This window comes from Stenotrophomonas sp. SMYL89 (assembly GCF_036319985.1).
Lineage (GTDB): Bacteria > Pseudomonadota > Gammaproteobacteria > Xanthomonadales > Xanthomonadaceae > Stenotrophomonas > Stenotrophomonas maltophilia_Q.
In genome coordinates this window covers 1-23,786 of the sequence record NZ_JAWIRW010000027.1, presented here as the reverse complement: position 1 = coordinate 23,786, position 23,786 = coordinate 1, and the positions used below count along the sequence as shown (strand labels likewise).

Below are 23,786 nucleotides of genomic sequence, written 5' to 3'. Positions count from 1 at the left end.
TGCGCCACCCGCCATGCGTGGAACGGTTCTTGCACGCACCCCGGCATCCCCTGCCGTAGTGCCCCGTGATGTCCGAGAACGAATCCGCCGGCGAAAAGACCGAACAACCGACCGAGAAACGCCTGCGCGACGCCCGTGAACAGGGCAACCTGCCGCGCTCGCGCGAACTCGGCACGGCCGCCGTATTCGGCGCCGGCGTGCTGGCGGTGATGGCGATGAGTGGCTCGATCGGCCGTGGCGCCACGGCCTGGATGAAGCAGGCGCTGAGCCCGGAACAGAGCCTGCGGCAGAACCCGAAGGAGCTGTTCGGCCACTTCGGTGACCTGCTGCTGCAGTTCATGCTGGTGATCGCGCCGCTGGTGCTGGTCTGCCTGCTGGCCAGCTTCGTCGCCCCGCTGGTGATGGGAGGCCTGCGCTGGTCGCAGAAGGCGTTGCTGCCCGACATCAACCGCATGAACCCGATGAGCGGGCTCAAGCGCCTGTACGGCCCGGAGGCCATTGCCGAGTTCACCAAATCGTTGCTGCGCGTGGCCTTCGTCGGCGTCGCCGCCGGGCTGGTGGTCTGGACCGGCTTTGACACCCTGCGCGGGCTGATCCACCACCCGCTGGAGACGGCCATCACCGACGGGCTCGGCTTCACCCTGCGCCTGCTGCTGGCCACCGCCGGCGCCATGCTGGTGCTGGCCGCCATCGATGCGCCGTACCAGCGCTGGAACTGGATGCGCAAGCTGAAGATGACCCGTGAAGAGCTGCGCCGGGAAATGAAGGAAAGCGAAGGCAGCCCAGAGGTGAAGGGCCGCATCCGCCAGCTGCAGCAGCAGATGGCCAACCGCCGGATGATGGAAGCGGTGCCCACCGCCGACGTGGTGGTGGTCAACCCCACCCACTACGCGGTGGCCCTGAAGTACGAAGGCGGGGCCATGAACGCCCCCACCGTGGTCGCGCTGGGCGTGGACGAGACCGCCCTGCGCATCCGTGAGGTGGCCGACGGCAACAAGGTCGCGATCGTCTCCGCCCCGCCTTTGGCACGCGCCTTGTATCGGGAAGGCCAACTCGGAAAGGAAATCCCCGTGAGACTGTATTCGGCCGTCGCCCAGGTCCTGTCCTACGTCTACCAGCTGCGCGCCTGGCGCACTGGCCCGATGCCGGACGCCCCGCACATCCAGGTGGATGAATTCGGCAAGGGAGGCCGCCCGTGAGCGCCCAGCCCTCCGCCGGATTCAATACCCGCCGCGCCCTGGAAATGATCCGCCAGGGTCTTGGCGCACCGCTGATCGTGCTGGCCCTGCTGGCCATGGTCGTGGTGCCGCTGGCCGCGCCAGTGCTCGATGCACTGTTCACCTTCAACATCGCCATCTCGCTGATGGTGCTGCTGGCGGTGGTCTACGTGAAGCGCCCGCTGGACTTCACGATCTTCCCGATCGTGCTGCTGATCACCACCATGCTGAGGCTGGCGCTGAACGTGGCGTCCACCCGCGTGATCCTGCTCAACGGCCAGAACGGCCACGACGCCGCGGGCAAGGTCATCGCCGCCTTCGGCGAATTCGTGATCGGCGGCAACTACGCGGTCGGCATCGTGGTCTTCGCGATCCTCACCATCATCAACTTCGTGGTCATCACCAAGGGCGCAGGCCGCGTCTCCGAAGTGACCGCGCGCTTCATCCTGGACGCGATGCCCGGCAAGCAGATGGCGATCGACGCCGACCTCAACGCCGGTTTGCTGACGCGTGAAGAAGCCAAGCTGCGCCGTGAAGAGGTCCGCGAGGAAGCCGACTTCTACGGCGCGATGGACGGTGCCAGCAAGTTCATCCGCGGCGACGCCATCGCCGGCATCCTGATTCTGTTCATCAACATGCTCGGCGGCCTGGCCGTGGGCGTGCTGCAGCATGGCATGCCGTTCGGCGAAGCCGCTGCCACCTACACCCTGCTCTCCATCGGTGACGGCCTGGTGGCGCAGCTGCCGGCCCTGCTGGTGTCCAGCGCGGTGGCGATGCTGGTCACCCGCGCCTCGCGTTCGCAGGACATGGCCCAGGCCATGACCGGCCAGGTGTTCGGCCAGTACCGTGCGCTGGCGATCACTGCCGGCATCATCGGCGTGGTCGGCCTGGTGCCGGGCATGCCCAATGTCGCTTTCCTGACGCTGTCCGCGATCCTCGGCTTCATCGCGTGGAAGGTCTATCGCAAGGGCAAGGCTGCCACCACCGATCCGGGAGCTGCAGGCAACGACGCCGCTGCGCTCAACGCATTGGGCCGCCCGTCCGCGCCGGCACCGACCGCCGAACTGAGCTGGGACGAGCTGCGCCCGGTCGATCCGCTGGGCCTGGAGGTCGGCTACCGGCTGATCCCGCTGGTGGACAGCAACCAGGGCGGCGAATTGATGGCGCGCATCAAGGGTGTGCGCCGCAAGTTGACCCAGGACGTCGGCTTCCTGATTCCGTCGGTGCATATCCGCGACAATCTGGAGCTGCCGGCCAATGGTTACCGCGTGCTGGTGCACGGCGTGCCGGTGGCCACCGCCGAGATCCACCCGGACCGCGAACTGGCGCTGGACCCCGGCAGTGCACTCGGCGCGCTGGAAGGTATCGCCGGCAAGGACCCCGCGTTCGGCCTGGATGCCACCTGGATCCAGCCGCACCAGCGTGCCCAGGCCGAAACGCTGGGCTACACCGTGGTCGACCCGGCCACCGTGGTCGCTACCCACCTGTCGCACCTGATCCGCGAGCACGCGCCGGAACTGCTCGGCCACGAGGAAGTGCAGCACCTGCTGGCCAACCTGGCCAAGAGCGCGCCCAAGCTCGTCGAAGATCTGACGCCGAAGGCGCTGCCGCTGTCGGCGGTGGTGCGCGTGCTGCAGAACCTGCTGGTCGAGCGCATTCCGATCCGCCAGCTGCGCAAGATCGCCGAGGCACTGGTCGAACACGCGCCCAGCAGCCAGGACCCGGCGGTGCTGACCGCTGCCGTGCGCACCGCGCTGGGCCGCTTCATCGTGCAGGAGATCGCCGGAATGTCGGCGGAGCTGCCGGTGTTCACCCTCAACCCGCAATTGGAACGTGTCTTGCAGGAGTCCACGCAGGGCAACGGCGCCGCGCTGGAACCCGGACTCGCTGAGCGACTGCACCAGAGCCTGGCCGAATGTGTCAGCAAGCAGGAAGCCCGCAACGAGCCCGCGGTCGTGCTGGTACCTGGCCCGGTGCGCGCCGCGCTGGCCCGCCTGGTCCGCCACAGCGTTCCGTCGCTGTCGGTCCTGGCCTACAGCGAGGTGCCGGAGGACAAGCGCCTGAAGCTGGTCGGAACGATCAGCTGACGCCGCCCTCCGATGCGCCAGAAAACAGACACCACTTTCGAACCAACGCAACAGACAGATACCAAGGGGAACCCGCACCGTGCAGACCACCGACCACCCGAGTTCCCCGACCGCCACCCCGCCGTCTTCGTCCCGTGACCACAGCATGAAAATCAAACGATTCGTCGCCGCCGACATGCGCTCGGCCATGAACCTGGTGCGCAAGGAACATGGTCCTGACGCCGTGATCCTGTCCAACCGCCGGATCGAGGAAGGCATCGAGATCGTCGCCGCGGCCAACTACGACGAGAGCGCCGTGCAGCGCGCACTGGAAGCCTCGCGTCGTGACGTCGCCCCGCCGCCGGCACCGAAGCCGCGCACCGCCGCCGACGCGGTGATCGCCGCGGTGACCCGCCGCCGCAGCGCTACCCCGGCGCCGGAGCCGGTGGCCGCCACCACCTCGGCCGTGGCCGCCCTCGCCCGCGCCGCGGTCGGTGCCACCGGCCGCACCCTGGACAGCGCCGACGAGATCGTGCCGACCCGCGGCAGCACCGGCTTCGCCGCGACCCTGGCCCGCGCTGCCGTCAACGAACCGGCGCTGCCCGAACAGATCTTCGCCCCGTTCGCCGAGGCCATCGTTGCACCGGCACCGGCCGTCAGCGCGCCAGCCAACCGTGCCCGCTTCCAGATCGACCCGCCGCACGACATGCATCACGAAAGCGTGCCCCCCGCCGTGCAGCCGCCGCCGCTGCCGGGCGCGGCCGTCGCCGAACCGCAGCCGGCCATCGCCGCCAGCGAACCGGCGTTGGCCGATGCCAGCGCCGAAACCGCGCCGGAGCCCACCCTCGCCCCGGCCCCGGTGCTGACCGTGGTTGCCCAGGACGACGCCGAGATCCGCCAGCTGCGCCAGGAAGTGGCCGGCATGCGCCAGGTGATCGAGCGCGAGATGAACCGCTTCACCGACGAGCGCCTGCGCGGCTGCCCGGTGCGCGCCACCGCGCTGGACCTTATGGACGAGTACGGATTCGACGCCGGGCTGGCCCGCGACGTGGCCATGCAGATCCCGCTGGAGACCGAAGCCCACCGTGGACGCGGCCTGATGCTGGGGCTGATCTCGCGCAAGCTGCCGATCGCCCCGGTCGACCCGCTGGAAGAAGGCGGCGTGATCGCGCTGGTCGGCCCGACCGGCGCCGGCAAGACCACCACCATCGCCAAGCTGGCCTCGCGCTTCGCCGAGAAGCACGCCCCGCGTGACGTCGCCCTGGTGACCACCGACACCACCCGCATCGGCGCCCGCGAGCAGCTGTACGGCTACGGCCGCCAGCTCGGCATCGCGGTGCACGAGGCCAACAGCGGCACCGACCTGGACCAGCTGCTGGAACGCCTGAAGGACTACAAGCTGGTGCTGATCGACACCGCCGGGCTGGGCCCGCGCGACCGCGCACTGGCCGCCCAGCTGCAGTGGCTGCGCGCCGCCCGCCAGGTCCGCACCCTGCTGGTGCTGCCGGCCAACACCAGCTTCGGCGACATGGACGAGGTGGTCCGCCGCTTCGGCGCCGCCAACCTGCAGGGCCTGGTGCTGAGCAAGCTGGACGAGACCGGCCGCTTCGGCAACGCCCTGTCGGTGGCCGTGGACCATGCCCTGCCGATCACCTGGGTGACCGATGGCCAGGACGTTCCGGACGACCTGCACCGGGCCAGTGCAGCCAATCTTGTACTTCGCCTTGAAGATTTGCGCCGAGCGGCCGATATGCCCTGCAACCCGGAGTTGAACCATGCCGTCGCGTGAGTACGCCAAGCTGACCAAGACCTTCCCGCTGTCGGCCACCCGCAGCGAGCCGCTCGGCCCTGTGCGCACCCTTGCCGTCACTGGCGGCAAGGGCGGCGTGGGCAAGACCAATGTCTCGGCCAACCTGGCCGTGGCACTGGCCGGCATGGGCAAGCGCACGCTGCTGCTGGACGCCGACCTTGGCCTGGCCAACATCGACGTGATCCTGGGGCTGAACCCCACCTTCACGCTGGCCGACCTGGTCGCCGGCCGCTGCTCGCTGGACGATGTGATCGTCGAAGGCCCGAACGGCGTGCTGGTGGTCCCGGCCGCGTCCGGCCGCCGGCACATGGCCGAGCTGGCCCCGGCCGAGCACGTCGGCCTGGTCAACGTGTTCTCCGAACTGGAACGCGAACTGGACATCATGGTGGTCGACACCGCCGCCGGCATCACCGACGGCGTGCTGACCTTCTGCCAGGCCGCACAGGACACCGTGGTGGTGGTCTGCGATGAACCCGCGTCGATCACCGACGCCTACGCGCTGATCAAGGTGCTGTCGCGCGAACGCGGCGTGGACCGCATCCAGGTGGTGGCCAACATGGTGCGCGACCCCAACGAGGGCCGCGTGCTGTACGAGAAGCTGACCCGCGTCTGCGAGAAGTTCCTCGCCGATGTCTCGCTGAACTACCTGGGCTGCGTGCCGCAGGATGACTGGCTGCGCCTGTCGGTGCAGCGCCAGCAGCCGGTGGTGAAAGCCTATCCGTCCAGCCCGGCAGCACTGGCGATCACCGAGATCGCGCGTCGCACCGCACGCTGGCAGGCGCCAACCGAACCGCGTGGCGGCGTCGAGTTCTTCCTCGAGCGCATTCTCAAGCAGCGCGGGGTGGCCGCATGAAAGGCGCAGCCCAGTACCGGGAGGTCCAGCGCTCGGCGGCCAACGAGGTCATCGCCCAGCACTCGGACCTGGTGCGGCGCATAGCCCACCACCTGGCCGCGCGGCTGCCGGCCAGCGTTGAAGTGGACGACCTGATCCAGGCCGGCATGATGGGCCTGATCGAAGCCTCGCGCAGCTACGACGCCGACCAGGGCGCCTCGTTCGAGACCTATGCCTCGATCCGCATCCGCGGTTCGATGATCGACGAGATCCGCCGTGGCGACTGGGTGCCGCGCTCGGTGCACCGCCGTGCCCGCGATGCCGCCGCCACCATCCGCCGCCTGGAACAGAGCAGCGGCCGCGCCGCCAGCGCCACCGAAGTGGCCGCCGCGATGGAGATGCCGCTGCCCGAATACCTGCGGTTGATGGAAGACGCCGCACGCGGCCAGGTACTGAGCCTGGAATCGCGCATCGAGGACCAGGGCGAGCTGGACACCGTCGCCCAGGGCGGCCCGACCCCGCAGCAGGTGCTGGAGCGCGGCGAATTCGGCCGCGAGCTGGGCAAGGCCATCGGCCACCTGCCCGAGCGCGAACAGCTGGTGCTCTCGCTCTATTACGAGCAGGAACTGAACCTGAAGGAGATCGGCGCGGTGCTCGGCGTGAGCGAGTCGCGGGTCTGCCAGATCCACGGCCAGGCGGTGCTGCGCCTGCGTGGCCGGCTCAAGATTTTCGAGGCGGCGGACGCCGGCCTGGAAGAATGAACATGCCCGAGGCGGCTGCCCCCGGCCGCCCGGAATGAACAACAAAGGAACTCTGCTTTGAACAAGAACATGCGCATCCTGATCGTCGACGACTTCTCGACCATGCGTCGAATCGTCAAGAACCTGCTGGGCGATCTGGGCTTCACCAACACCGCCGAAGCCGAGGACGGGCATGCCGCGCTGTCGCTGCTGCAGAGCCAGCCGTTCGATTTCGTGGTCACCGACTGGAACATGCCGGTGATGACCGGCATCGAGCTGCTGAAGGCGATCCGCGCCGATGCCAAGCTGAAGACCCTGCCGGTGCTGATGGTCACCGCCGAGGCCAAGCGCGAGCAGATCATCGAAGCCGCCCAGAACGGCGTGAACGGCTACATCATCAAGCCGTTCACCGCGCAGACGCTGGAAGAGAAGCTCGGCAAGATCTTCGAACGCCTGGCGGCCAGCGCCTGATGGATACCACGGTCGACAAGAACGCCCTCGCCCTGCGCCTGCAGGAAGCCCTGGACGCACTGGAGTCCGGTGACGAAGCCGCCTGGCGGCAACGCATCGACGGACTGGTCGCGCTGCGTACGCAGCCGATGATGAGCGGCCTCTCGCGGCTGGCCCGCGAGCTGGGACAGGCACTGGGTGAACTGCCGACCGTGCCCAGCGAGGCCGGCGAGCTGGACGACGCCTGCGCACGCCTTGACCACGTGGTGGCGATGACCGAACAGGCCACGCACCGCACCCTGGACCTGGCCGAGGAATGCCGCAGCCTGACCGAACAGCTGCGCGCCGAAGGCCTGCAGCCGGGCCAGGACGCGCAGCTCGAGCGCATCCGCCACAACCTGACCGAGATCGCCCTGACCCAGAGCTACCAGGACCTGACCGGGCAGATCATCCGTCGCGTGGTCGGCATCGTCCGCCGCGTGCACGAGGGCTTTGGCGCACTCGGCCTGCCGCCGGAACAGCATCGCACCGATCCGGAACTGGCCGGGCCGGCACTGAAGGGACTGGACCGCCACGCGGTCTCGCAGAACGACGCCGACGACCTGTTGTCGGATCTGGGGCTGTAAGCATGAGCGCGGTATCCGACGACATCACTGCCGATTTCATCATCGAGGCCCAGGAAATCCTGGATCGCCTGGGCGAACAGCTGGTGTCGCTGGAGCAGGCACCGCAGGACACCGAGCAACTCAACGCGGTGTTCCGCGGCTACCACACGCTCAAGGGCGGCGCCGGCTTCCTTGGCGTCACCGCAATGGTCGAGCTGTGCCACGCCGCTGAAGAAGCACTTGGCATCGCGCGTGCCGGGCAGGCGGTACTGCAGGCCCACCACTTCGACGCCGCCCAGCAATCGCTGGACTACCTGCAGTCGATGCTGGACGCCGTGTCCTCCGGTACGGAGCCGGGCTATGCGCCGCCGGACCTGATCGCGCAGTTCGACATGAACGGTGGCACTGCCGCACCGGTCGCTGCGGCCGCGCCTGCGGCAGGTGGCAGCGATCTGATCACCGACGACGAATTCGAGGCCCTGCTCGACCAGCTGCACGGCGGCAACGCGCCGACCGCAGTCGCGCCGGCGAAGAAGGCCGACGACGGCCTGATCAGCGAAGACGAGTTCGAAGCCCTGCTGGACCAGCTGCACGGTGGCGCTGCGCCAGGCGCCAAGCCTGCTGCCGCCGTCGCGGCGGCACCCGCCGCAGCACCGCGCCCGGCACCCGCAGCCAAGCCGGCAGCCAAGCCGATGGCCGAGGCCGAGCACACCGTGCGCGTGGACACCAAACGCCTGGATGCGATCGTCAACCTGATCGGCGAACTGGTGCTGTCACGCAACCGCCTGAAGACCCTGCGTGCACGCCTGCGCGACGAGGAGCTGGACCGCGCCGTATCGACGCTGGACATCGCCACTGCCCGCCTGCAGTCGGCGGTGATGCGTACCCGCATGCAGCCGGTTGGCAAGGTGTTCTCGCGCTTCCCCAAGGTCGCCCGCGACGTCGCCCGCTCGCTGAAGAAGGAAGTGGACCTCGAGCTGGTCGGCGCCGAGACCGAGCTCGACCGCAACCTGGTCGAAGCGCTGGCCGACCCGCTGGTGCACCTGGTCCGCAACGCCATCGACCATGGTGTGGAAATGCCCGAGCTGCGTGAAGCGCAGGGCAAGCCACGGATGGGCCATGTGCGCCTGTCGGCGCAACAGGAAGGCGACTACGTCAGCATCGAGGTGCAGGACGATGGCGCCGGCATCGACCCGGAAAAGCTGCGTGCCAAGGCGCGCGAAAAGGGCCTGATCGATCCGGAAGCCGCCGCTCGCCTGAGCAGCGAGGAATGCCTGCACCTGGTGTTCCTGCCCGGCTTCTCGACCAAGCAGCAGGTCACCGACATTTCCGGCCGTGGCGTCGGCATGGACGTGGTGCAGTCGCGCATCCGCGAACTGAGCGGCCAGATCCAGATCCAGTCGGAACTGGGGCGTGGCAGCCGCTTCCTGATCCGCGTGCCGCTCACCCTGGCGATCCTGCCAACCCTGCTGGTGCAGGCCGGCGAGGACGTCTACGCGCTACCGCTGGCGCGCGTGATGGAAGTGCTGCACGCACCGCGCACGTCGCTGGGCTGGTTCGATGGCCGCGCCGTGCTCGACCGCCGCTCGCACACCCTGCCGCTGGTCGACCTGCGCCAGTGGCTGGATGTGACGCCCGCCGCGTCGACCCTGCTGACCATCGTGGTGCTGCAGGCCGGTGAAGCGCGCTTCGGACTGGTCGTGGACCAGGTGCGCGGGCGCGAGGAAGTGGTCATCAAGCCACTGCCGAAAGCCCTGCGCGGCCTGCGCGGTTATGCCGGTGCAACCTTGATCGGCGATGGTCGCATGGCACTGATCCTGGACGTGGACGGCATCCGCTGAACACCGCCGGGCGTGGCCCGGCGACCCGAAAACTGTGACTACCGTCTGTACGCGTTCTCCCGGTGTCTCAAGTCCCATTCATACAAGCCGATACCGGAACCATGGATAGACTCAGCCTCATTGGACTCTTTCTCGCCCTGGCCTCGCTGGTCGGTGGCAGCATCCTCAAGGGCGCCGGCCTGGCGTCGCTGTGGTCGCCTGCGGCGTTCGTGATCGTCATCGTCGGCACCGTTGCCGCGATCCTGCTGCACACCTCGCCGGCGGTGTTCAAGCATGCGTTCAAGATCGTGCGATGGGTCGTGCGCCCGCCGCACAGCGATCGTCGCGAACTGATCCAGCAGATCGTCGAGTGGAGCAACATCGCCCGTCGCCAAGGCCTGCTGGGCCTGGAATCGCAGGTGGAAGCGCAGCAGGATCCGTTCCTGCGCAAGGGCCTGCAGTTGCTGGTGGACGGCGTCGAGCCTGAATCGATGCGGCACATGCTGGAAATCGAACTGGGCAGCCAGGAACACCAGGACCAGGCCGGTGCCAAGGTATTCGAGGCGATGGGCATCTACGCGCCCACGCTGGGCATCATCGGCGCCGTGCTCGGCCTGATCGCGGTGATGAAGAACCTGGCCGACCCGAGCAAGCTGGGCCACGGCATCGCTGCCGCGTTCACCGCCACCATCTACGGCATCGCCTCGGCCAACCTGCTGTTCCTGCCGATCGCGGCCAAGCTCAAGAGTGTGATCTCGCACAACACGCGCGACCGCGAAATGGTCATCGAAGGCCTGATCTCGATCGCCCAGGGCGAGAACCCGCGCAACATCGAAACCAACCTCTCCGGCTTCCTGCACTGACATGGCCCGCCGCAAGCACCACGAAGAGCACGCCAACCATGAAGCATGGGCGATCCCCTATGCCGACCTGATGACGCTGCTGCTCGCCTTCTTCGTGGTCATGTACGCGATCTCTTCGGTCAACGAGGGCAAGTACCGGATCATGGCCGACGCGCTCACCGATGCCTTTGGTGGTGCGCCGCGCACGATCAACCCGGTGCAGGTCGGCAACAAGCAGGTGCAGGGCGGCGGCTGGGACAGCCCGTCGGTGATCAAGTCCGGCACCAAGATCGGCCCCTCCGCGCCGGCGCCGTCGCACGACCCGACCCTGCTGCCGTCGATGGCCTCGCAGATGCGCATGCCGGTCTCGGTGCACAACCAGGAACAGATCGCCCGTGCCGAGCGCCAGCTCAACAGCATCGCCGACCGCCTCACCGCCGCGCTGGCGCCGCTGATCGACCGCGGCATGATCAGCGTGCGCCGCACCGAGCTGTGGATCGAAGTGGAGATCAACAGCGACATCCTGTTCCCCACCGGCTCGGCCGCGCTGGACATGCATGCACGGCAGACGCTGGCCAGCCTGGCCGAGGTGCTGCGTGACGTGCCCAACAGCGTGCGCGTGGAAGGCCATACCGACAACGTGCCGATCGCCACCGCCACCTTCCCCTCCAACTGGGAGCTGTCGGCCGGACGCGCGGCCAGCGTCGTGCACCTGTTCGCCGACCAGGGCGTGCAGCCGTCGCGGCTGGCGATGGTCGGCTATGGCCAGTTCCGTCCGCGCGAAGAGAACGACAGCGCACAGGGGCGCAACCGCAACCGCCGGGTGATGGTCATCATCCTGGCCGACACCTCGCATGCGGTGGATCCACTTGGCCAGCGCCTCAATGCGGCCACCGGCGCCGCCGACAACAGCACCACCGAACAAGCCGCCGCAACTCCGGCTAACGCCCCCACGTCCCCCATCGCACCGGTGAAGTTGCCGCCGGTGCCGGCTGGCAGCCGTGTCGGCGCCGCCGTTCCCCCGGCAATGAAGGAGTAAACCGATGCGCATCTGGGCAGTCGCCAACCAGAAGGGCGGAGTCGGCAAGACCACCACCACCCTCGCCCTCGGCCGTGGCCTGGCCGCGCTTGGCCATCGCGTATTGCTGATCGACCTCGATCCGCATGCCTCGCTCAGCCGCGCCTTCGGCGTGCCGGTGGATCCGCCGCCGGCCGGCGTACTGGAACTGTTCGGCGCCCCGCCGGCAGATCTTTCCAGCCTGTGCCATGCCAGCAGCATCCACGGTCTGGACTATGTCTGCGCGCAGTCGGCGCTGGCCACGCTGGAGCGCCGCAGCGCCAACCAGCCCGGCCTCGGCCTGGCCCTGCAGAACGCGCTGGCGCGCCACCAGGGCCAGCACGACTACATCCTGCTGGACTGTGCCCCCACCCTCGGCCTGTTGATGATCAATGCGCTGGCCGCTGCGGACCGCCTGATCATTCCCACCCAGGCCGAGCCGCTGGCCCTGCACGGCCTGGATGGCATGGTCCGCACCGGCGAGATGGTCGAGCGCTCGCGCCGCCGCCCCCTGCCGATCTCGATCCTGCCGACCCTGTTCGACCGACGCACCCGCGCCGGCAACGAATCGCTGCGCACCATGCAGGATCGTCACGGCACCCGCGTGTGGGAAGACGCGATTCCGATCGATACCCGCATCAGCAATGCCGCAGGCCTGACCCTGCCCAGCGTCGGCGAGGACTACCCCGGCCGCGGCCTGGCCGCCTACCGCCGCGCCCTGAACTGGATCCTCGGCGAAGATGCCCGTGCCCTGGAGCAGGCGGCATGAACAGCACAGGCGTATTGGACGACTACCTGGACGAACTGCTGGGCGAAGCGATTGTGGCGACGCCGCCCTCCACCCTGTCATCCGACAACGCCGGCCCCTGCCCGACGAGCGCGGTAGCGCCCGAGCGTGAGCCGACCTGGGACGACCTGCCCGCCGAAGTCATCTACGAGACGGACGCCGTCGTCGCGCAGCCCGCTGCAGACAACGCAGCCCTGGAGGCCGCCTTCGACGCCGCCTCCACGCCCGCGACCGTGACCGACACGGAACGCGAGCCGACATGGGACGACCTGCCGGCCGAAGTGATCTACGAAACCGGAACGGTCGCCCCAACTGCTGAAGACACGGCCGCGCTGGAGGCCGCTTTCGAGGCCGCCACCAGCAGTAGCGCCGGGCCGCGCCCGGCGAGCGAAGCGGCCGTCGAACGCGAGCCGACATGGGACGACCTGCCCGATGAGGTCGTTCATGAGACCGCGCCCGCCCTCGCTCCGGTCACAACCAAGGCTGGCCCAGAGCCCACCTGGGACGACCTGCCCGACGAAGTGATCTACGAGACCGACGCGGCCGACAGCCATCACCTCGCCCACACTGACAGCCCAGGGCTGCAGGCCGCATTCGAAGCCGCCGCCGGGGGCGAGGATGTCCCCACGCCGCCGCCGGCCGTGGTCGCGCCCCCGGCACCGCGCCCTGTACCTGCACCTGCCCCGGCGGCGCGCGTTGCCGCCGTGCCGCCCCCGCGCGTTGCCGTGGATGCCCCGGCCAGCAGCCGTCCCGGCACCTGGCAGGAGCTGCAGGCACAGGCGCACCAGCCCGCCAGCAGCCCACACCCACAGAACCGCCGCGCCGGCGAGCGTACCTCGCGCTGGCTGCGCCTGCGCTGCGGGACCCAGGCGTATGCACTGGAACTGCTGAAAGTGCAGGAAGTGGTGTTGCCGGTACCGCTGCTGCCGTTGCGCGGTACTGCGCCGGCGATGCTCGGGATCATGAACCTGCGTGGCCAGGTGGTGCCGGTGATGGACCTCGGCCTGCACCTCGGTGCCGCGGCAGCGGAAGACGACGCCCAGACCCGCATCGTGGTGCTGGAAGAGGATGGCGAGACCATCGGCCTGCGTGTGTCGGCAGTGGAAGATGTCGCCAACCTCACCGATTCGCAGATCGAGCCACCCGATACCGCCCGGATCTGCCAGATCTCCAATGATCTGTTCCGCGGCGTCGCCCGGGTCAGCCAGCGGCCGATGATCCTGCTCGATGCCACGCGGCTGTTGAGTTGAGCCGACGCACCGCGTCGATTCCTCTAAAGAACCCCGCCGGGGTGCCGTTATGGATCACGGAACCGTTTGTCCGGAGCAACGATGAGCACTGTCGAACTGGGTGAGGATCTCGGCATCGAGAGCACCACCGAGCTCAAGAACCGCCTCGCCCCGCTGGTGGCGCAGGCAGGCGAGCTGATCCTGGATGCAAGCCAGGTCGCCCGCATCCACACGGCAGCCGTGCAGGTGCTGTGTGCCTTCGTGCAGGCCCGCCGCGAGGCAGGCCTGGGCACCGGCTTCCACGGTTGCACCGCAAACTTCCGTGACGCCGCGCGCCTGCTGGGCGTCACCCAGGCCCTGGGCCTGGACGTAACCCATGACAACCTGAAATCTGTGGAGAACGCTGCATGAGCGCACGTATCTTGGTGGTGGACGATTCGGCGTCGATGCGCCAGATGGTTTCCTTCGCCCTCACCTCGGCCGGTTTTGCCGTCGAAGAAGCCGAAGACGGCGCGGTCGCGCTCGGTCGCGCCAAGGGCCAACGCTTCAACGCGGTGGTCACCGACGTCAACATGCCGAACATGGACGGCATTGCGCTGATCCGCGAACTGCGCCAGCTGCCGGACTACAAGTTCACCCCGCTGCTGATGCTGACCACCGAGTCGGCCGCCGACAAGAAGTCCGAAGGCAAGGCCGCCGGCGCCACCGGCTGGCTGGTCAAGCCGTTCAATCCGGAACAGCTGGTCGCCACCGTGCAGAAAGTGCTGGGCTGATCGCCCGGCACTGCTCCCCCTCTTCGCTTCCGGACCACCACTGCCATGAGCATGGACCTGCAACGCTTCCACGCCACCTTCTTCGAGGAGAGCCGCGAAGGCCTCGACGCGATGGAGGCTGGCCTGCTGGCCCTGGAATCGGGGCAGCAGGACGCGGAGATCATCAATTCGGTGTTCCGCGCCGCCCACTCCATCAAGGGCGGCGCCGGCACCTTCGGCTTCGATGCCATCGCCGGCCTGACCCACGTGCTGGAAACGCTGCTCGATGAGCTGCGCGCCGGCAAGCGGGCACTGGAAGGCCACGCCGTCGACGCCATGCTGTCCTCGGTGGACGTGCTGCGCGCGCTGCTGCGCGAGGCCGAGCACGGCCAGACGGCCGACCCCGCCGCTGTCGCTGCGGTGAAGGCACGCCTGGAAGCCGTTCTCTCCGGCCAGGCCGCACCGAGCGCGCCGGCCGCTGCCGCCGCCAAGGTGGACGATACGCCGGAAGCCTGGCAGATCGGCTTCACCCCGGCACCGTCGCTGTTCATGAGCGGCAACGATCCGTTGCGCATCATCCGCGAACTGGAACACCTCGGTTCGCTGCAGGTGGCCGCGCGCATGGAACGCCTGCCCGGATTTGCCCAGCTCGACCCGCTCGAGGCCCACCTGGCGTGGGACCTGGGCCTGGTCGGCAAGGTGCCGCGCAGCAAGATCGAAGACACCTTCGCCTGGGTACTGGACGACTGCGAGCTGGACATCCGTCCGGCAGCGCCGCCGAGCCTGGCTACCCAGGCGCCCGTTGCAGCAACCCCTTCCACGCCTGCTGCCATCGCACCGGCAGCGCCTGCTGCGCCAGCCGCCAGCGGCGCTGCCAGCCAGGAAGCCGAGACCTCGATCCGCGTCAGCGTCGACAAGGTCGATGCGCTGATCAACCTGGTCGGCGAACTGGTCATCACCCAGGCCATGCTCAAGCAGGTCTCGCACGCGCTGGACCCGGTCCACGCCGAGAGCCTGTTTGCCGGGCTTGACCAGCTGGAACGCAACACCCGCGACCTGCAGGAAGCAGTGATCGGCGTGCGCATGCTGCCGGTCGATGCGGTGTTCCGCCGCTTCCCGCGCCTGGTCCGCGACCTGTCCAGCCGCCTCGGCAAGCAGGTGCGCCTGCGCACCGTCGGCGAAGGCACCGAGCTGGACAAGGGCCTGATCGAGAAGATCGCCGATCCGCTGGTGCACCTGGTGCGCAACTCGATCGACCACGGCCTGGAAATGCCCGATGTGCGCCGCGGCGCGGGCAAGGACGAGACCGGCACGATCACCCTGGCCGCTTCGCATCAAGGCGGTCATATCGTCATTGAAGTGAGCGACGACGGCCGCGGCCTGGATCGCGCCAAGATCCTGGCCAAGGCCACCGAACGCGGCCTGGCCGTGCCGGACAACCCGACCGATTCGCAGGTCTGGGACCTGATCTTCCAGCCCGGCTTCTCCACCGCCGATGCGGTCACCGACCTGTCCGGGCGCGGCGTCGGCATGGACGTGGTCCGCCGCAACATCCAGGCGCTGGGTGGCGAGGTGCAGATCGAAAGCAGCCTCGGCGCCGGTACCCGCACACTGATCCGCCTGCCGCTGACCCTGGCCATCCTCGATGGCATGACCGTGGCCGTGGCCGGCGAAACCCTGATCCTGCCACTGGCCTATGTGCTTGAGGCGTTGCAGCCGCAGGCCGAGGACATCCGCAGCATGGCCGGCGAAGGCCGCGTGCTGCGCGTGCGTGGCGAGTACCTGCCCATCCTCTCGCTGAGCGAGTACTACGGCTACGGCAACCGTGCACCGGGCAGCGAATCGCTGGTGGTCGTGGTCGAAGGCGATGGCCAGAAGATCGCACTGGAAGTGGACGAGCTGGTCGGCCAGCAGCAGGTGGTGGTGAAGAACATCGAGAACAACTACCGCCGCATCGGTGGGGTGTCCGGTGCCACCATCCTTGGTGACGGCCGCGTGGCACTGATCGTCGACATCGGTGGGCTGGTGCGTTCGCTGCGGATGCCGCAGGCCGCCTGATCCATCCTGCAAGCGTTCATGAAACCGCCGCCCTTCGGGGTGGCGGTTTTTGTTTGTGCACGTTCCGGCGATGGGGCGGCGATGGGGTCAGATCCCTTTCCTGCGGAAAGGGATCTGACCCCCGCCTGACGGCGCCGCCCATTCCGTGAACTTCGTCGCCATGATGGTTTCGCGCGCAACCACGCCACTCAAGCGAAGCCCCGCCGCTACGCCACTTTCGCGCCCTTATCCCTACGCATCCGAATGTGATCTGCGTCCATAAAGTCCGCGCAGGTTGCGCCGCTATTCCGCAATGACGGCCGTCACCGAACCCCCACCGGGCACTCCCGTTCGCTCTGCAACCACCCCCAAACCGGCGCACAGACGCCGGCACTCTGCCCACCTGGAGCACCCTGCATGAAGTGGTTCCAAGATCTGCCCATCGCCCGCAAGCTGGCCGTGGGGTTCACCCTCACCACCTTGATGACCCTGGTCCTCGGCGCCTTCGCACTGGTGCGTCTGAGCGAAGCCAACGCGCAGCTGCGCGAGATGGCTGGCAACGACATTCCGTCGGTGCAGCACCTGGGCGAGGCGCGCTCGCAACTGGGCGAGTTCCGCACCTACGAACTTGCACAGCTGAGCATGCTCGACCAGCCGGAGAAGGTCGCCGACTACAACAAGCGCATGGACGACACCGCCAAGGCCGTGCATGACGAGCTGGCCGCGTACTCGGCGCTGCCGGCGCTGGCCAAGGAGCGTGAACTGTATCGCGCGGCGAGCGCGCAGCTGGATCGCTACTTCGCCGCCAACAAGGCGATGCGCGACGCCGTGGCTGCCGGTGATGGCGCACGGGCCCAGCAGATCTCCGACGAGCAGTCGCGCCCCGCGCGTCGCGATCTGTTCGCTGCAATGAAGGCACTGGGCACCCACATCGCCGGCCAGATGGACGGCAAGATCGCCGGCGCCAATGCCACCCACCGCACCAGCATGATTGCCATCGTCGGCTGCATGGTGCTGCTGTCGCTGGTCGCAGCCGTGCTGGCCGTCGTCATCTCGCGTGCAGTGACCGGCCCACTCGGCAAGGCCGTGCATGCCATCCAGGCCGTCGCGCGCGGTGATCTCAGCGTCAGCACCCAGGCCACCAGCAAGGACGAAGCCGGCAAGATGCTGGCAGCCACCGCCGAGATGACCGCGATGCTGCGCCGCTTCAGCGAGCAGACCCAGCTGATGGCGCAGATGCATGCCGGCCCGGACATCAGCCACCGCATTCCCGAAGACTTCCCGGGCGTCTACGGCCAGCTGGCCAACGGCATCAACACGGTGATCTTCGAACACCTCGATGCGATCGTCGATGCCATTGAAGTACTCAACCAGTACGCCATCGGCAATCTGACCCCGGACGCACGCCGCCTGCCCGGCAGCCGCGCCATCCTGCATGAATCGATGGATGCAGCCAAGGCCAGCCTGCTGGCAATCAATACGCAGATCCAGCAGCTGGCTGCAGCAGCGGCCGCAGGCGACTTCAGCCAGCGCGGCGACGCCCAGCGTTTCCAGCACGACTTCAAGCTGATGATCGAACACCTCAACACCATGATGCAGGTGGCTGACGGTAACCTCGGCCAGCTCTCGCAGCTGCTGCAGTCCATTGCCGCAGGCGACCTGACCGCGCGCATGGATGGCCAGTTCAACGGCGTGTTCGCCCGCATGCGCGACGACGCCAACACCACCGTTGCGCAGCTGACCCAGATCGTCGGCCAGATCCAGGCCAGCGCCTCCAGCATCACCCTGGCCGCCGGCGAGATCGCCTCCGGCAACAGCGACCTGTCGCGCCGCACCGAGCAGCAGGCCGCCAACCTGGAAGAAACCGCTGCCTCGATGGAGGAGCTGACCTCCACCGTGCGCCAGAACGCCGAACACGCGCGCCAGGCCAACCAGCTCGCCATCGGTGCGCATGGTGTCGCCTCGCAGGGTGGCGACGTGGTCGGCCAGGTGGTCACCACCATGTCGGCCATCGAAGCCTCGTCGAAGAAGATTGCCGAGATCATCTCGGTCATCGACGGCATCGCGTTCCAGACCAACATCCTGGCGTTGAACGCCGCGGTGGAAGCCGCCCGCGCCGGTGAACAGGGCCGTGGCTTTGCCGTGGTTGCCAGCGAGGTGCGCACCCTCGCCCAGCGCTCCGCTGCCGCCGCCAAGGAGATCAAGGGCCTGATCGACGATTCGGTCGGCAAGGTCGCCGAAGGCTCCAGCCTGGTCCATCAGGCCGGCAGCACCATGGGCGAGATCGTCGCCTCGGTGCAGCGCGTGACCGACATCATGGCCGAGATCTCCGCTGCCTCGCAGGAACAGTCGGCCGGCATCGAGCAGGTCAACCAGACCGTCGTGCAGATGGACGAGACCACCCAGCAGAACGCCGCACTGGTGGAGGAAGCCACCGCTGCGGCGCGCGCGATGGAAGACCAGGCCATGCAGCTGGGCGAAGCCGTAGCGCGCTTCCGGCTGGCATCGCAGGGCGTCGCTGCTGCACCGGCACGGCTGGCAAATGCGCCGCAGCCACGCCAGGTCGCGGCTGCCCTGCCCGCCACCAAGGCAGCACCGGCACGACCGTTGCGTGCATCGGCCGCCCAGCCGGCGCTGGCTGCCGAGGGTGACTGGCAGGAGTTCTGAGGACACCGGGGTCGGATCCCTCTTCCGCGGAAGGGGGCTCTGACCCCACGCAGGAAGAGAGCCACGGGGTCAGATCCCTTTCCCATGGGAAAGGGCTCTGGCCCCTTACGCATGGAAAGTGATGCAAATCTCACTTCATAATCCAATGCAGAGGCCGATATCCCCATCGAGCCTCGCGCCAACGCGTGCTGGCGCCCGCCCCTGATCACAGATTCCATGTCCGACGGCCACGACACTGAACTGCACGATGTCCACGCGGCCGACGCCGCGGACGAACGCTTCCTGGTCCGCAACCCCCGCCAGCTGCGCCACCTGCTGCGCTCGCTGATCGACCAGCGATCACTGATCAACGCGCATATCGACGGCCGGGACCGTTCGTTCCCGACCGCCCTGCTTGATCTCGACGAGGACGAAGACTACCTGCTGCTCGACGGCAGCCCGCAGGAGGCATCCAACCGTGCCGCCGAGCAGGCCGACCATCTGCTCTGCTTCGCCCAGCTGGAACGTGTCCTCGTGCGGTTCCGCCTGCACGCGCTGCAACGCGTGGACAACGATGGCCACGTCGCCTTCCGCGCCCCGCTGCCGGACGAACTGGTGCACCTGCAACGCCGCGAGCTGTACCGGCTCGAGACCCCGGTCACCGACTCGCCACAGCTGCTGCTGCCACCCGGTGAAGCCCGCGCCGAAGCGCTGTCGATGCGGGTGGTGGACATCAGCGGTGGTGGCCTGGCCGTAGTGGTACCCAACGACTGCGCCGTGTTCGGCCTGCAGAAGCGCTACACGGCTCAGCTGTCGCTGCCCGATGGCCCGGACCTGGACATCGAACTGGTGGTCTGCAACCTGCTGCCTCAGCGACAGCCCAACGGCATCGAGGTCAAGCGCGTAGGCATGCGCTTTGACAGCCTGCCGCGCGGTGGCGACAGCGCCATACAGCGCTACATCTTCCGCATCGACCGCCAGCGCAAGGCCCGCCGCAACGGCGAGCTCTGAGGCCCGTCCAATGGGTATGCCGGCCAGCGGCCGGCACCATCCACGCCGTGCGTGGATGCCCAACCCACCGCCCCGGTAGACCCACGCCATGCGTGGATGCCTCTCCCCCGGCACCTAAAGTCCCCCCATGCGGGGCCGATATCGAGCCTGACACCGGGACTTCCGGCAGAACCAGGACCCCTCGATGAACGACAAGACCAGCTCCGCCGCCAGCGCCGGCGGCGAATTCCTCAGCTTCACGCTCGGCGCCGAGCACTACGGCGTGGACATCCTCAAGGTGCAGGAAATCCGTGGCTACGATGCGGTCACCCGCGTGCCGGATGCCCCGGACTACATCAAGGGCGTGATCAACCTGCGCGGCACCATCGTGCCGGTCATCGACCTGCGCCTGAAGCTGCGCCTGGACAACGCCCGCTACGACGCCTTCACCGTGATGATCGTGCTCAACGTCGAAGACCGCGTGGTCGGCATCGTGGTCGACAGCGTGTCGGACGTGATCCCGCTGTCGGCCGAGCAGATCCGCCCGACCCCGGAGTTCGGCGCTGCGGTCGATACGCGCTTCATCTCCGGCATCGGCACACACGACGACCGCATGCTGATCCTGCTGGACATCGAGACCCTGCTCGACAGCGCCGACATGGGCCAGTCCACCCTCGCCGAAGACGTTGCCGCCTGACCCAGCGGACCTGCTTCACGTTCTGGTCACAAAACCCTTCAGTTCCCCCCGGCGGTGCCGATAGGGGGACAGAAGCCGGTCGCGCAGGAGCGCGCGGAACCGGAACGACCATCACCATCCCCGGAGATACACCTCGATGAAGTCCCTGCTTGCGTTCGTTTCGGCCGCTGTCCTGGCCACCACCGCTTCCTCCGCGTTCGCCCAGGCGGCCGACATGATCCCGCCGGAACTGGCCCCGCGTTCGGTCGGCAAGGACGGCATGGTCTGTGGCAAGGTCGAAAAGGCCCGCTACGCAGAAGGTTCCGAAGGCCAGCCGACCTTCCTGTACATGGGCGGCGCCTTCCCGCGCCACACCTTCTCGGCCCGCATCGCCGGCGAGAACCGCGGCAAGTTCTCCTTCCCGCTGGAAACCCTGGAAGGCAAGACCGTGTGCGTGATCGGCAAGATCCAGCGCGACGCCTCGCGCGCGGAAATCGAAGTCAGCTCGCCGGCGGGCCTGAAGCTGGCCAATATCAAGTAATCCGCTGTCCGTCGAACCACGCCGGAGCTCGTGCCGGCGTGGTTTCTGCTGCAACCGGGCCCGATGCCCGGACGCGTCTGCCTTAGGAGATCGCAACGCCCATGCCGTGGATCAACAACCTGAAACTGATGCCGAAGCTGCTGTTGACCTTCGGTGTCCTCCTGCTGGTGATGCTGCTGCAGGGCATCGTCGCCTATCGCGGACTGCATTCGCTGAACAACGTCACCACCGAGTTGGCCGGTTCGCGCATGGAAAGCATCCGCATGGCCGGCGAGATGCGCGGCATGCTGGGCGAGTACCGCAATGCCGCCTACCAGCAGCTGATCCGCGCCAGCGATGACGTCAAGTCCGACGCGCGCAAGCAGGCCGTCGACCTGCGCACCAGCATGGACACGTCGATCAAGGACTACCCGAAGCTGGTCGACAACGCGCAGCAGAAGAAGCTGTTCGATACCTTCGCCAAGGAATGGAAGGACGCCCTGGCCTCCTATGACAGCGTCACCGAGATGCTGGAACTGGACCTGCCGGACGATGCCATCGATACCTTCGTGGGCGAGACCCGCACCAAGCACCGCAAGGCTGCTTCGGCGCTGGAAGCGCTGATCGCCGAAGACAACCGCCTCGCCCGCGCCTCGCGCGAAGAGGCCGCGTCCACCTATTCCGCCTCGGCCGTGCTGACCGTGATTGCCCTGCTGGGCGGCGCCGCACTCGGCCTGGTGCTGGTCTGGCTGTTCGCCCGCGCCCTGGTCGGCAGCGTGCGTGGCGCCGTTTCGGTCGCCAACGACGTCGCCGGCGGCAAGCTCGATGGCCACATCGATGTCAGCCGCCAGGACGAAGTGGGCGAGCTGATGCAGGCCATGCAGCGCATGCAGCGCGACCTGCGCGAGCGCATCGAAACCGACCAGGCCGTTGCGCGCGAGAATCTGCGCATCCGCACCGCGCTGGACTACAGCTCCACCGGCGTCTACCTGACCGATACCAGCAACACCATCGTCTACAGCAACCGCGCCCTGCAGCAGACCCTGAGCCAGTACCAGGACGAAGTGCGCCGCGACCTGCCGGACTTCGACGCCCAGGCCTCGCTGATCGGCAAGCCGGTCACCGTGCTGGAACACCGTGGCGAGATGGACCAGACCCTGCTGGGCAACCTGAAGGCCCACGGCGTCGCCCGTCGCCCGATGCAGTACGGCGATGCCCAGTTCGCGCAGGTGGTATCGACCATCCGCAATGAAGGTGGTGACACCGTCGGCTACGTGGTGGAATGGCGCGACCGCACCCAGGAAGCGCTGGTCGAAGCCGAAGTAGCACGCGTCATCGCCCAGGCGGCTGCCGGCGACCTGTCCGGCCGCATCGATGCCAGCGACAAGGAAGGTTTCTTCCTGCAGCTGGCGCAGCAGATCAACGGCCTGCTGGACGCCAATGCCGGCAGCATCGAGCAGATCTCCGGCCTGCTTGCCGCGCTGTCGCAGGGTGACCTGACCGTGCGCATGCACGGCGACTACCAGGGTGTGTTCGCCCGCATGCGCGACGACGCCAACGCCACCGCCGCACAGCTGAGCGAGATCGTCACCCGCATCAAGCAGTCCAGCCGCGCGATCAGCTCGGCCGCCGGCGAAATCGCCTCGGGCAACAGCGACCTGTCGCGCCGTACCGAGCAGCAGGCCGCCAACCTGGAAGAGACCGCTGCTTCGATGGAGGAACTGACCTCCACCGTGCGCCAGAACGCTGAACATGCCCGCCAGGCCAACCAGCTCGCCATCGGCGCGCACGGTGTCGCCTCGCAGGGCGGCGACGTCGTCGGCCAGGTGGTTACCACCATGTCGGCCATCGAAGCCTCGTCGAAGAAGATTGCCGAGATCATCTCGGTCATCGACGGCATCGCCTTCCAGACCAACATCCTGGCGCTGAATGCCGCGGTGGAAGCCGCCCGTGCCGGTGAACAGGGCCGTGGCTTTGCCGTGGTCGCCAGCGAAGTGCGCACCCTCGCCCAGCGCTCGGCCGCCGCCGCCAAGGAGATCAAGGGCCTGATCGATGATTCGGTCGGCAAGGTCAACGACGGCTCGGCACTGGTACACAAGGCCGGCGCGACCATGGGCGAGATCGTCGCCTCGGTGCAGCGCGTGACCGACATCATGGCCGAGATCTCTGCGGCTTCGCAGGAGCAGTCGGCCGGCATCGAGCAGGTCAACCAGACCGTGGTGCAGATGGACGAAACCACCCAGCAGAACGCTGCGCTGGTGGAAGAAGCCACCGCTGCGGCCCGTGCGATGGAAGAACAGGCCGGCCACCTCAGCGAGGCCGTGTCGATCTTCGTGGTCGACGAAGCCGATACCGTGGTTGCACCGCCGCGCGTTGCTGCCCCGGCCCCGCGTGCTGCTGCACCGGCAGCACCGGCTCCGGCCGCTCCGCCCGCGCGCCGCACCGCGGGTGGTCGCCCGATGGCCACGGAACTGGCCGACGGGGACTGGCAGGAATTCTGATGCCTGCCTGACCTGAGGTACGAGAACGCCCTGGCCCTGTGCTGGGGCGTTTTTGTTTACGGGGTATCTGGATTCCAGCCAACGGCGAAGCCCCTCGGGGTGGTCGCGGAGAGCGGCGGATTTCCTACGTTTAGGCCGGGAGGGTGGGCTGCGCAGGGGACGCCGTGAACCCGTCCCTGGGGGCGTGGCCGCGGCATCCATGCCGCGGA

At 67.9% G+C, this 23,786-nt stretch carries 19 protein-coding genes and 1 pseudogene; all 20 read left to right on the top strand.

Translation table 11 applies throughout. The features are described 5' to 3' along the window. Positions 1 to 68: 68 nt before the first annotated feature. Positions 69 to 1,199 (top strand): flagellar biosynthesis protein FlhB, encoded by a 1,131-nt coding sequence (gene flhB / locus V3B41_RS19505; RefSeq protein WP_005416428.1) that lies wholly within the window; start codon positions 69 to 71, stop codon positions 1,197 to 1,199. A gap of 44 nt (positions 1,200 to 1,243) precedes the next feature. Continuing rightward, on the top strand, positions 1,244 to 3,304 hold the full coding sequence (gene flhA, locus V3B41_RS19500; RefSeq protein ID WP_197651028.1) for a flagellar biosynthesis protein FlhA: 2,061 nt from the start codon (positions 1,244 to 1,246) through the stop codon (positions 3,302 to 3,304). A gap of 145 nt (positions 3,305 to 3,449) precedes the next feature. After that, positions 3,450 to 5,072 (top strand): flagellar biosynthesis protein FlhF, encoded by a 1,623-nt coding sequence (gene flhF / locus V3B41_RS19495; RefSeq protein ID WP_197633624.1) that lies wholly within the window; start codon positions 3,450 to 3,452, stop codon positions 5,070 to 5,072. Beyond that, positions 5,059 to 5,946 (top strand): P-loop NTPase, encoded by an 888-nt coding sequence (locus tag V3B41_RS19490; RefSeq protein WP_049426835.1) that lies wholly within the window; start codon positions 5,059 to 5,061, stop codon positions 5,944 to 5,946. The genes flhF and V3B41_RS19490 overlap by 14 nt, the downstream gene beginning before the upstream one ends. Next, on the top strand, positions 5,943 to 6,686 hold the full coding sequence (locus V3B41_RS19485) for an RNA polymerase sigma factor FliA (RefSeq protein WP_005413248.1): 744 nt from the start codon (positions 5,943 to 5,945) through the stop codon (positions 6,684 to 6,686). Before V3B41_RS19490 ends, V3B41_RS19485 begins: the two co-directional genes overlap by 4 nt. A 57-nt stretch (positions 6,687 to 6,743) precedes the next feature. Further along, complete coding sequence (gene cheY, locus V3B41_RS19480; RefSeq protein ID WP_005413247.1) at positions 6,744 to 7,136, top strand: chemotaxis response regulator CheY; 393 nt, start codon at positions 6,744 to 6,746, stop codon at positions 7,134 to 7,136. Then, positions 7,136 to 7,741, top strand: coding sequence for a protein phosphatase CheZ (locus tag V3B41_RS19475; protein ID WP_006442968.1), 606 nt, complete (start codon positions 7,136 to 7,138; stop codon positions 7,739 to 7,741). The genes cheY and V3B41_RS19475 overlap by 1 nt, the downstream gene beginning before the upstream one ends. Before the next feature lie 2 nt (positions 7,742 to 7,743). After that, positions 7,744 to 9,561: a chemotaxis protein CheA gene (locus V3B41_RS19470; RefSeq protein WP_049426837.1), complete on the top strand. Its 1,818-nt coding sequence runs from the start codon at positions 7,744 to 7,746 to the stop codon at positions 9,559 to 9,561. Between the two features lie 101 nt (positions 9,562 to 9,662). Next, entirely contained in the window at positions 9,663 to 10,403 is a 741-nt protein-coding gene (locus V3B41_RS19465) for a flagellar motor protein (protein WP_005409527.1), read from the top strand. A 1-nt stretch (position 10,404) separates the two neighbouring features. Further along, a pseudogene (gene motD / locus V3B41_RS19460) lies at positions 10,405 to 11,271 on the top strand (flagellar motor protein MotD); the annotation flags it as partial. 154 nt (positions 11,272 to 11,425) lie between these two features. After that, positions 11,426 to 12,208: a ParA family protein gene (locus V3B41_RS19455; protein WP_005413243.1), complete on the top strand. Its 783-nt coding sequence runs from the start codon at positions 11,426 to 11,428 to the stop codon at positions 12,206 to 12,208. Next, positions 12,205 to 13,476: a chemotaxis protein CheW gene (locus V3B41_RS19450; RefSeq protein WP_329861804.1), complete on the top strand. Its 1,272-nt coding sequence runs from the start codon at positions 12,205 to 12,207 to the stop codon at positions 13,474 to 13,476. The genes V3B41_RS19455 and V3B41_RS19450 overlap by 4 nt, the downstream gene beginning before the upstream one ends. 81 nt (positions 13,477 to 13,557) lie before the next feature. Beyond that, positions 13,558 to 13,866, top strand: a complete 309-nt coding sequence (locus V3B41_RS19445) for an STAS domain-containing protein (RefSeq protein ID WP_049426841.1) — start codon at positions 13,558 to 13,560, stop codon at positions 13,864 to 13,866. Continuing rightward, positions 13,863 to 14,228 carry a response regulator gene (locus tag V3B41_RS19440; RefSeq protein ID WP_005409521.1) on the top strand — a complete coding sequence of 122 codons (366 nt, stop codon included), beginning with the start codon at positions 13,863 to 13,865 and terminating at the stop codon, positions 14,226 to 14,228. The genes V3B41_RS19445 and V3B41_RS19440 overlap by 4 nt, the downstream gene beginning before the upstream one ends. A gap of 45 nt (positions 14,229 to 14,273) precedes the next feature. Next, positions 14,274 to 16,265 (top strand): chemotaxis protein CheA, encoded by a 1,992-nt coding sequence (locus tag V3B41_RS19435; RefSeq protein WP_329861803.1) that lies wholly within the window; start codon positions 14,274 to 14,276, stop codon positions 16,263 to 16,265. Positions 16,266 to 16,661: 396 nt separating this feature from the next. Beyond that, positions 16,662 to 18,911: a methyl-accepting chemotaxis protein gene (locus V3B41_RS19430; RefSeq protein ID WP_329861802.1), complete on the top strand. Its 2,250-nt coding sequence runs from the start codon at positions 16,662 to 16,664 to the stop codon at positions 18,909 to 18,911. Between the two features lie 216 nt (positions 18,912 to 19,127). Continuing rightward, positions 19,128 to 19,901 (top strand): flagellar brake protein, encoded by a 774-nt coding sequence (locus V3B41_RS19425; protein WP_049426672.1) that lies wholly within the window; start codon positions 19,128 to 19,130, stop codon positions 19,899 to 19,901. A gap of 184 nt (positions 19,902 to 20,085) precedes the next feature. Continuing rightward, entirely contained in the window at positions 20,086 to 20,577 is a 492-nt protein-coding gene (locus V3B41_RS19420; RefSeq protein WP_049426673.1) for a chemotaxis protein CheW, read from the top strand. A 136-nt stretch (positions 20,578 to 20,713) separates the two neighbouring features. Beyond that, positions 20,714 to 21,097 carry a hypothetical protein gene (locus V3B41_RS19415; protein WP_005409515.1) on the top strand — a complete coding sequence of 128 codons (384 nt, stop codon included), beginning with the start codon at positions 20,714 to 20,716 and terminating at the stop codon, positions 21,095 to 21,097. Between the two features lie 101 nt (positions 21,098 to 21,198). After that, on the top strand, positions 21,199 to 23,577 hold the full coding sequence (locus tag V3B41_RS19410) for a methyl-accepting chemotaxis protein (protein WP_329861801.1): 2,379 nt from the start codon (positions 21,199 to 21,201) through the stop codon (positions 23,575 to 23,577). The last annotated feature ends 209 nt before the right edge of the window (positions 23,578 to 23,786 follow it).

Coding starts and splice junctions, on each gene's coding strand:
- V3B41_RS19415 (WP_005409515.1), top strand. CDS start 20,714: ATGAAGTCCCTGCTTGCGTTCGTTTCGGCCGCTGTCCTGGCCACCACC.
- V3B41_RS19465 (WP_005409527.1), top strand. CDS start 9,663: ATGGATAGACTCAGCCTCATTGGACTCTTTCTCGCCCTGGCCTCGCTG.
- V3B41_RS19420 (WP_049426673.1), top strand. CDS start 20,086: ATGAACGACAAGACCAGCTCCGCCGCCAGCGCCGGCGGCGAATTCCTC.
- V3B41_RS19440 (WP_005409521.1), top strand. CDS start 13,863: ATGAGCGCACGTATCTTGGTGGTGGACGATTCGGCGTCGATGCGCCAG.
- V3B41_RS19430 (WP_329861802.1), top strand. CDS start 16,662: ATGAAGTGGTTCCAAGATCTGCCCATCGCCCGCAAGCTGGCCGTGGGG.
- V3B41_RS19425 (WP_049426672.1), top strand. CDS start 19,128: ATGTCCGACGGCCACGACACTGAACTGCACGATGTCCACGCGGCCGAC.
- V3B41_RS19485 (WP_005413248.1), top strand. CDS start 5,943: ATGAAAGGCGCAGCCCAGTACCGGGAGGTCCAGCGCTCGGCGGCCAAC.
- V3B41_RS19435 (WP_329861803.1), top strand. CDS start 14,274: ATGAGCATGGACCTGCAACGCTTCCACGCCACCTTCTTCGAGGAGAGC.
- V3B41_RS19455 (WP_005413243.1), top strand. CDS start 11,426: ATGCGCATCTGGGCAGTCGCCAACCAGAAGGGCGGAGTCGGCAAGACC.
- flhB (WP_005416428.1), top strand. CDS start 69: ATGTCCGAGAACGAATCCGCCGGCGAAAAGACCGAACAACCGACCGAG.
- flhA (WP_197651028.1), top strand. CDS start 1,244: ATGATCCGCCAGGGTCTTGGCGCACCGCTGATCGTGCTGGCCCTGCTG.
- V3B41_RS19490 (WP_049426835.1), top strand. CDS start 5,059: ATGCCGTCGCGTGAGTACGCCAAGCTGACCAAGACCTTCCCGCTGTCG.
- flhF (WP_197633624.1), top strand. CDS start 3,450: ATGAAAATCAAACGATTCGTCGCCGCCGACATGCGCTCGGCCATGAAC.
- V3B41_RS19450 (WP_329861804.1), top strand. CDS start 12,205: ATGAACAGCACAGGCGTATTGGACGACTACCTGGACGAACTGCTGGGC.
- V3B41_RS19445 (WP_049426841.1), top strand. CDS start 13,558: ATGAGCACTGTCGAACTGGGTGAGGATCTCGGCATCGAGAGCACCACC.
- V3B41_RS19410 (WP_329861801.1), top strand. CDS start 21,199: ATGCCGTGGATCAACAACCTGAAACTGATGCCGAAGCTGCTGTTGACC.
- V3B41_RS19470 (WP_049426837.1), top strand. CDS start 7,744: ATGAGCGCGGTATCCGACGACATCACTGCCGATTTCATCATCGAGGCC.
- V3B41_RS19475 (WP_006442968.1), top strand. CDS start 7,136: ATGGATACCACGGTCGACAAGAACGCCCTCGCCCTGCGCCTGCAGGAA.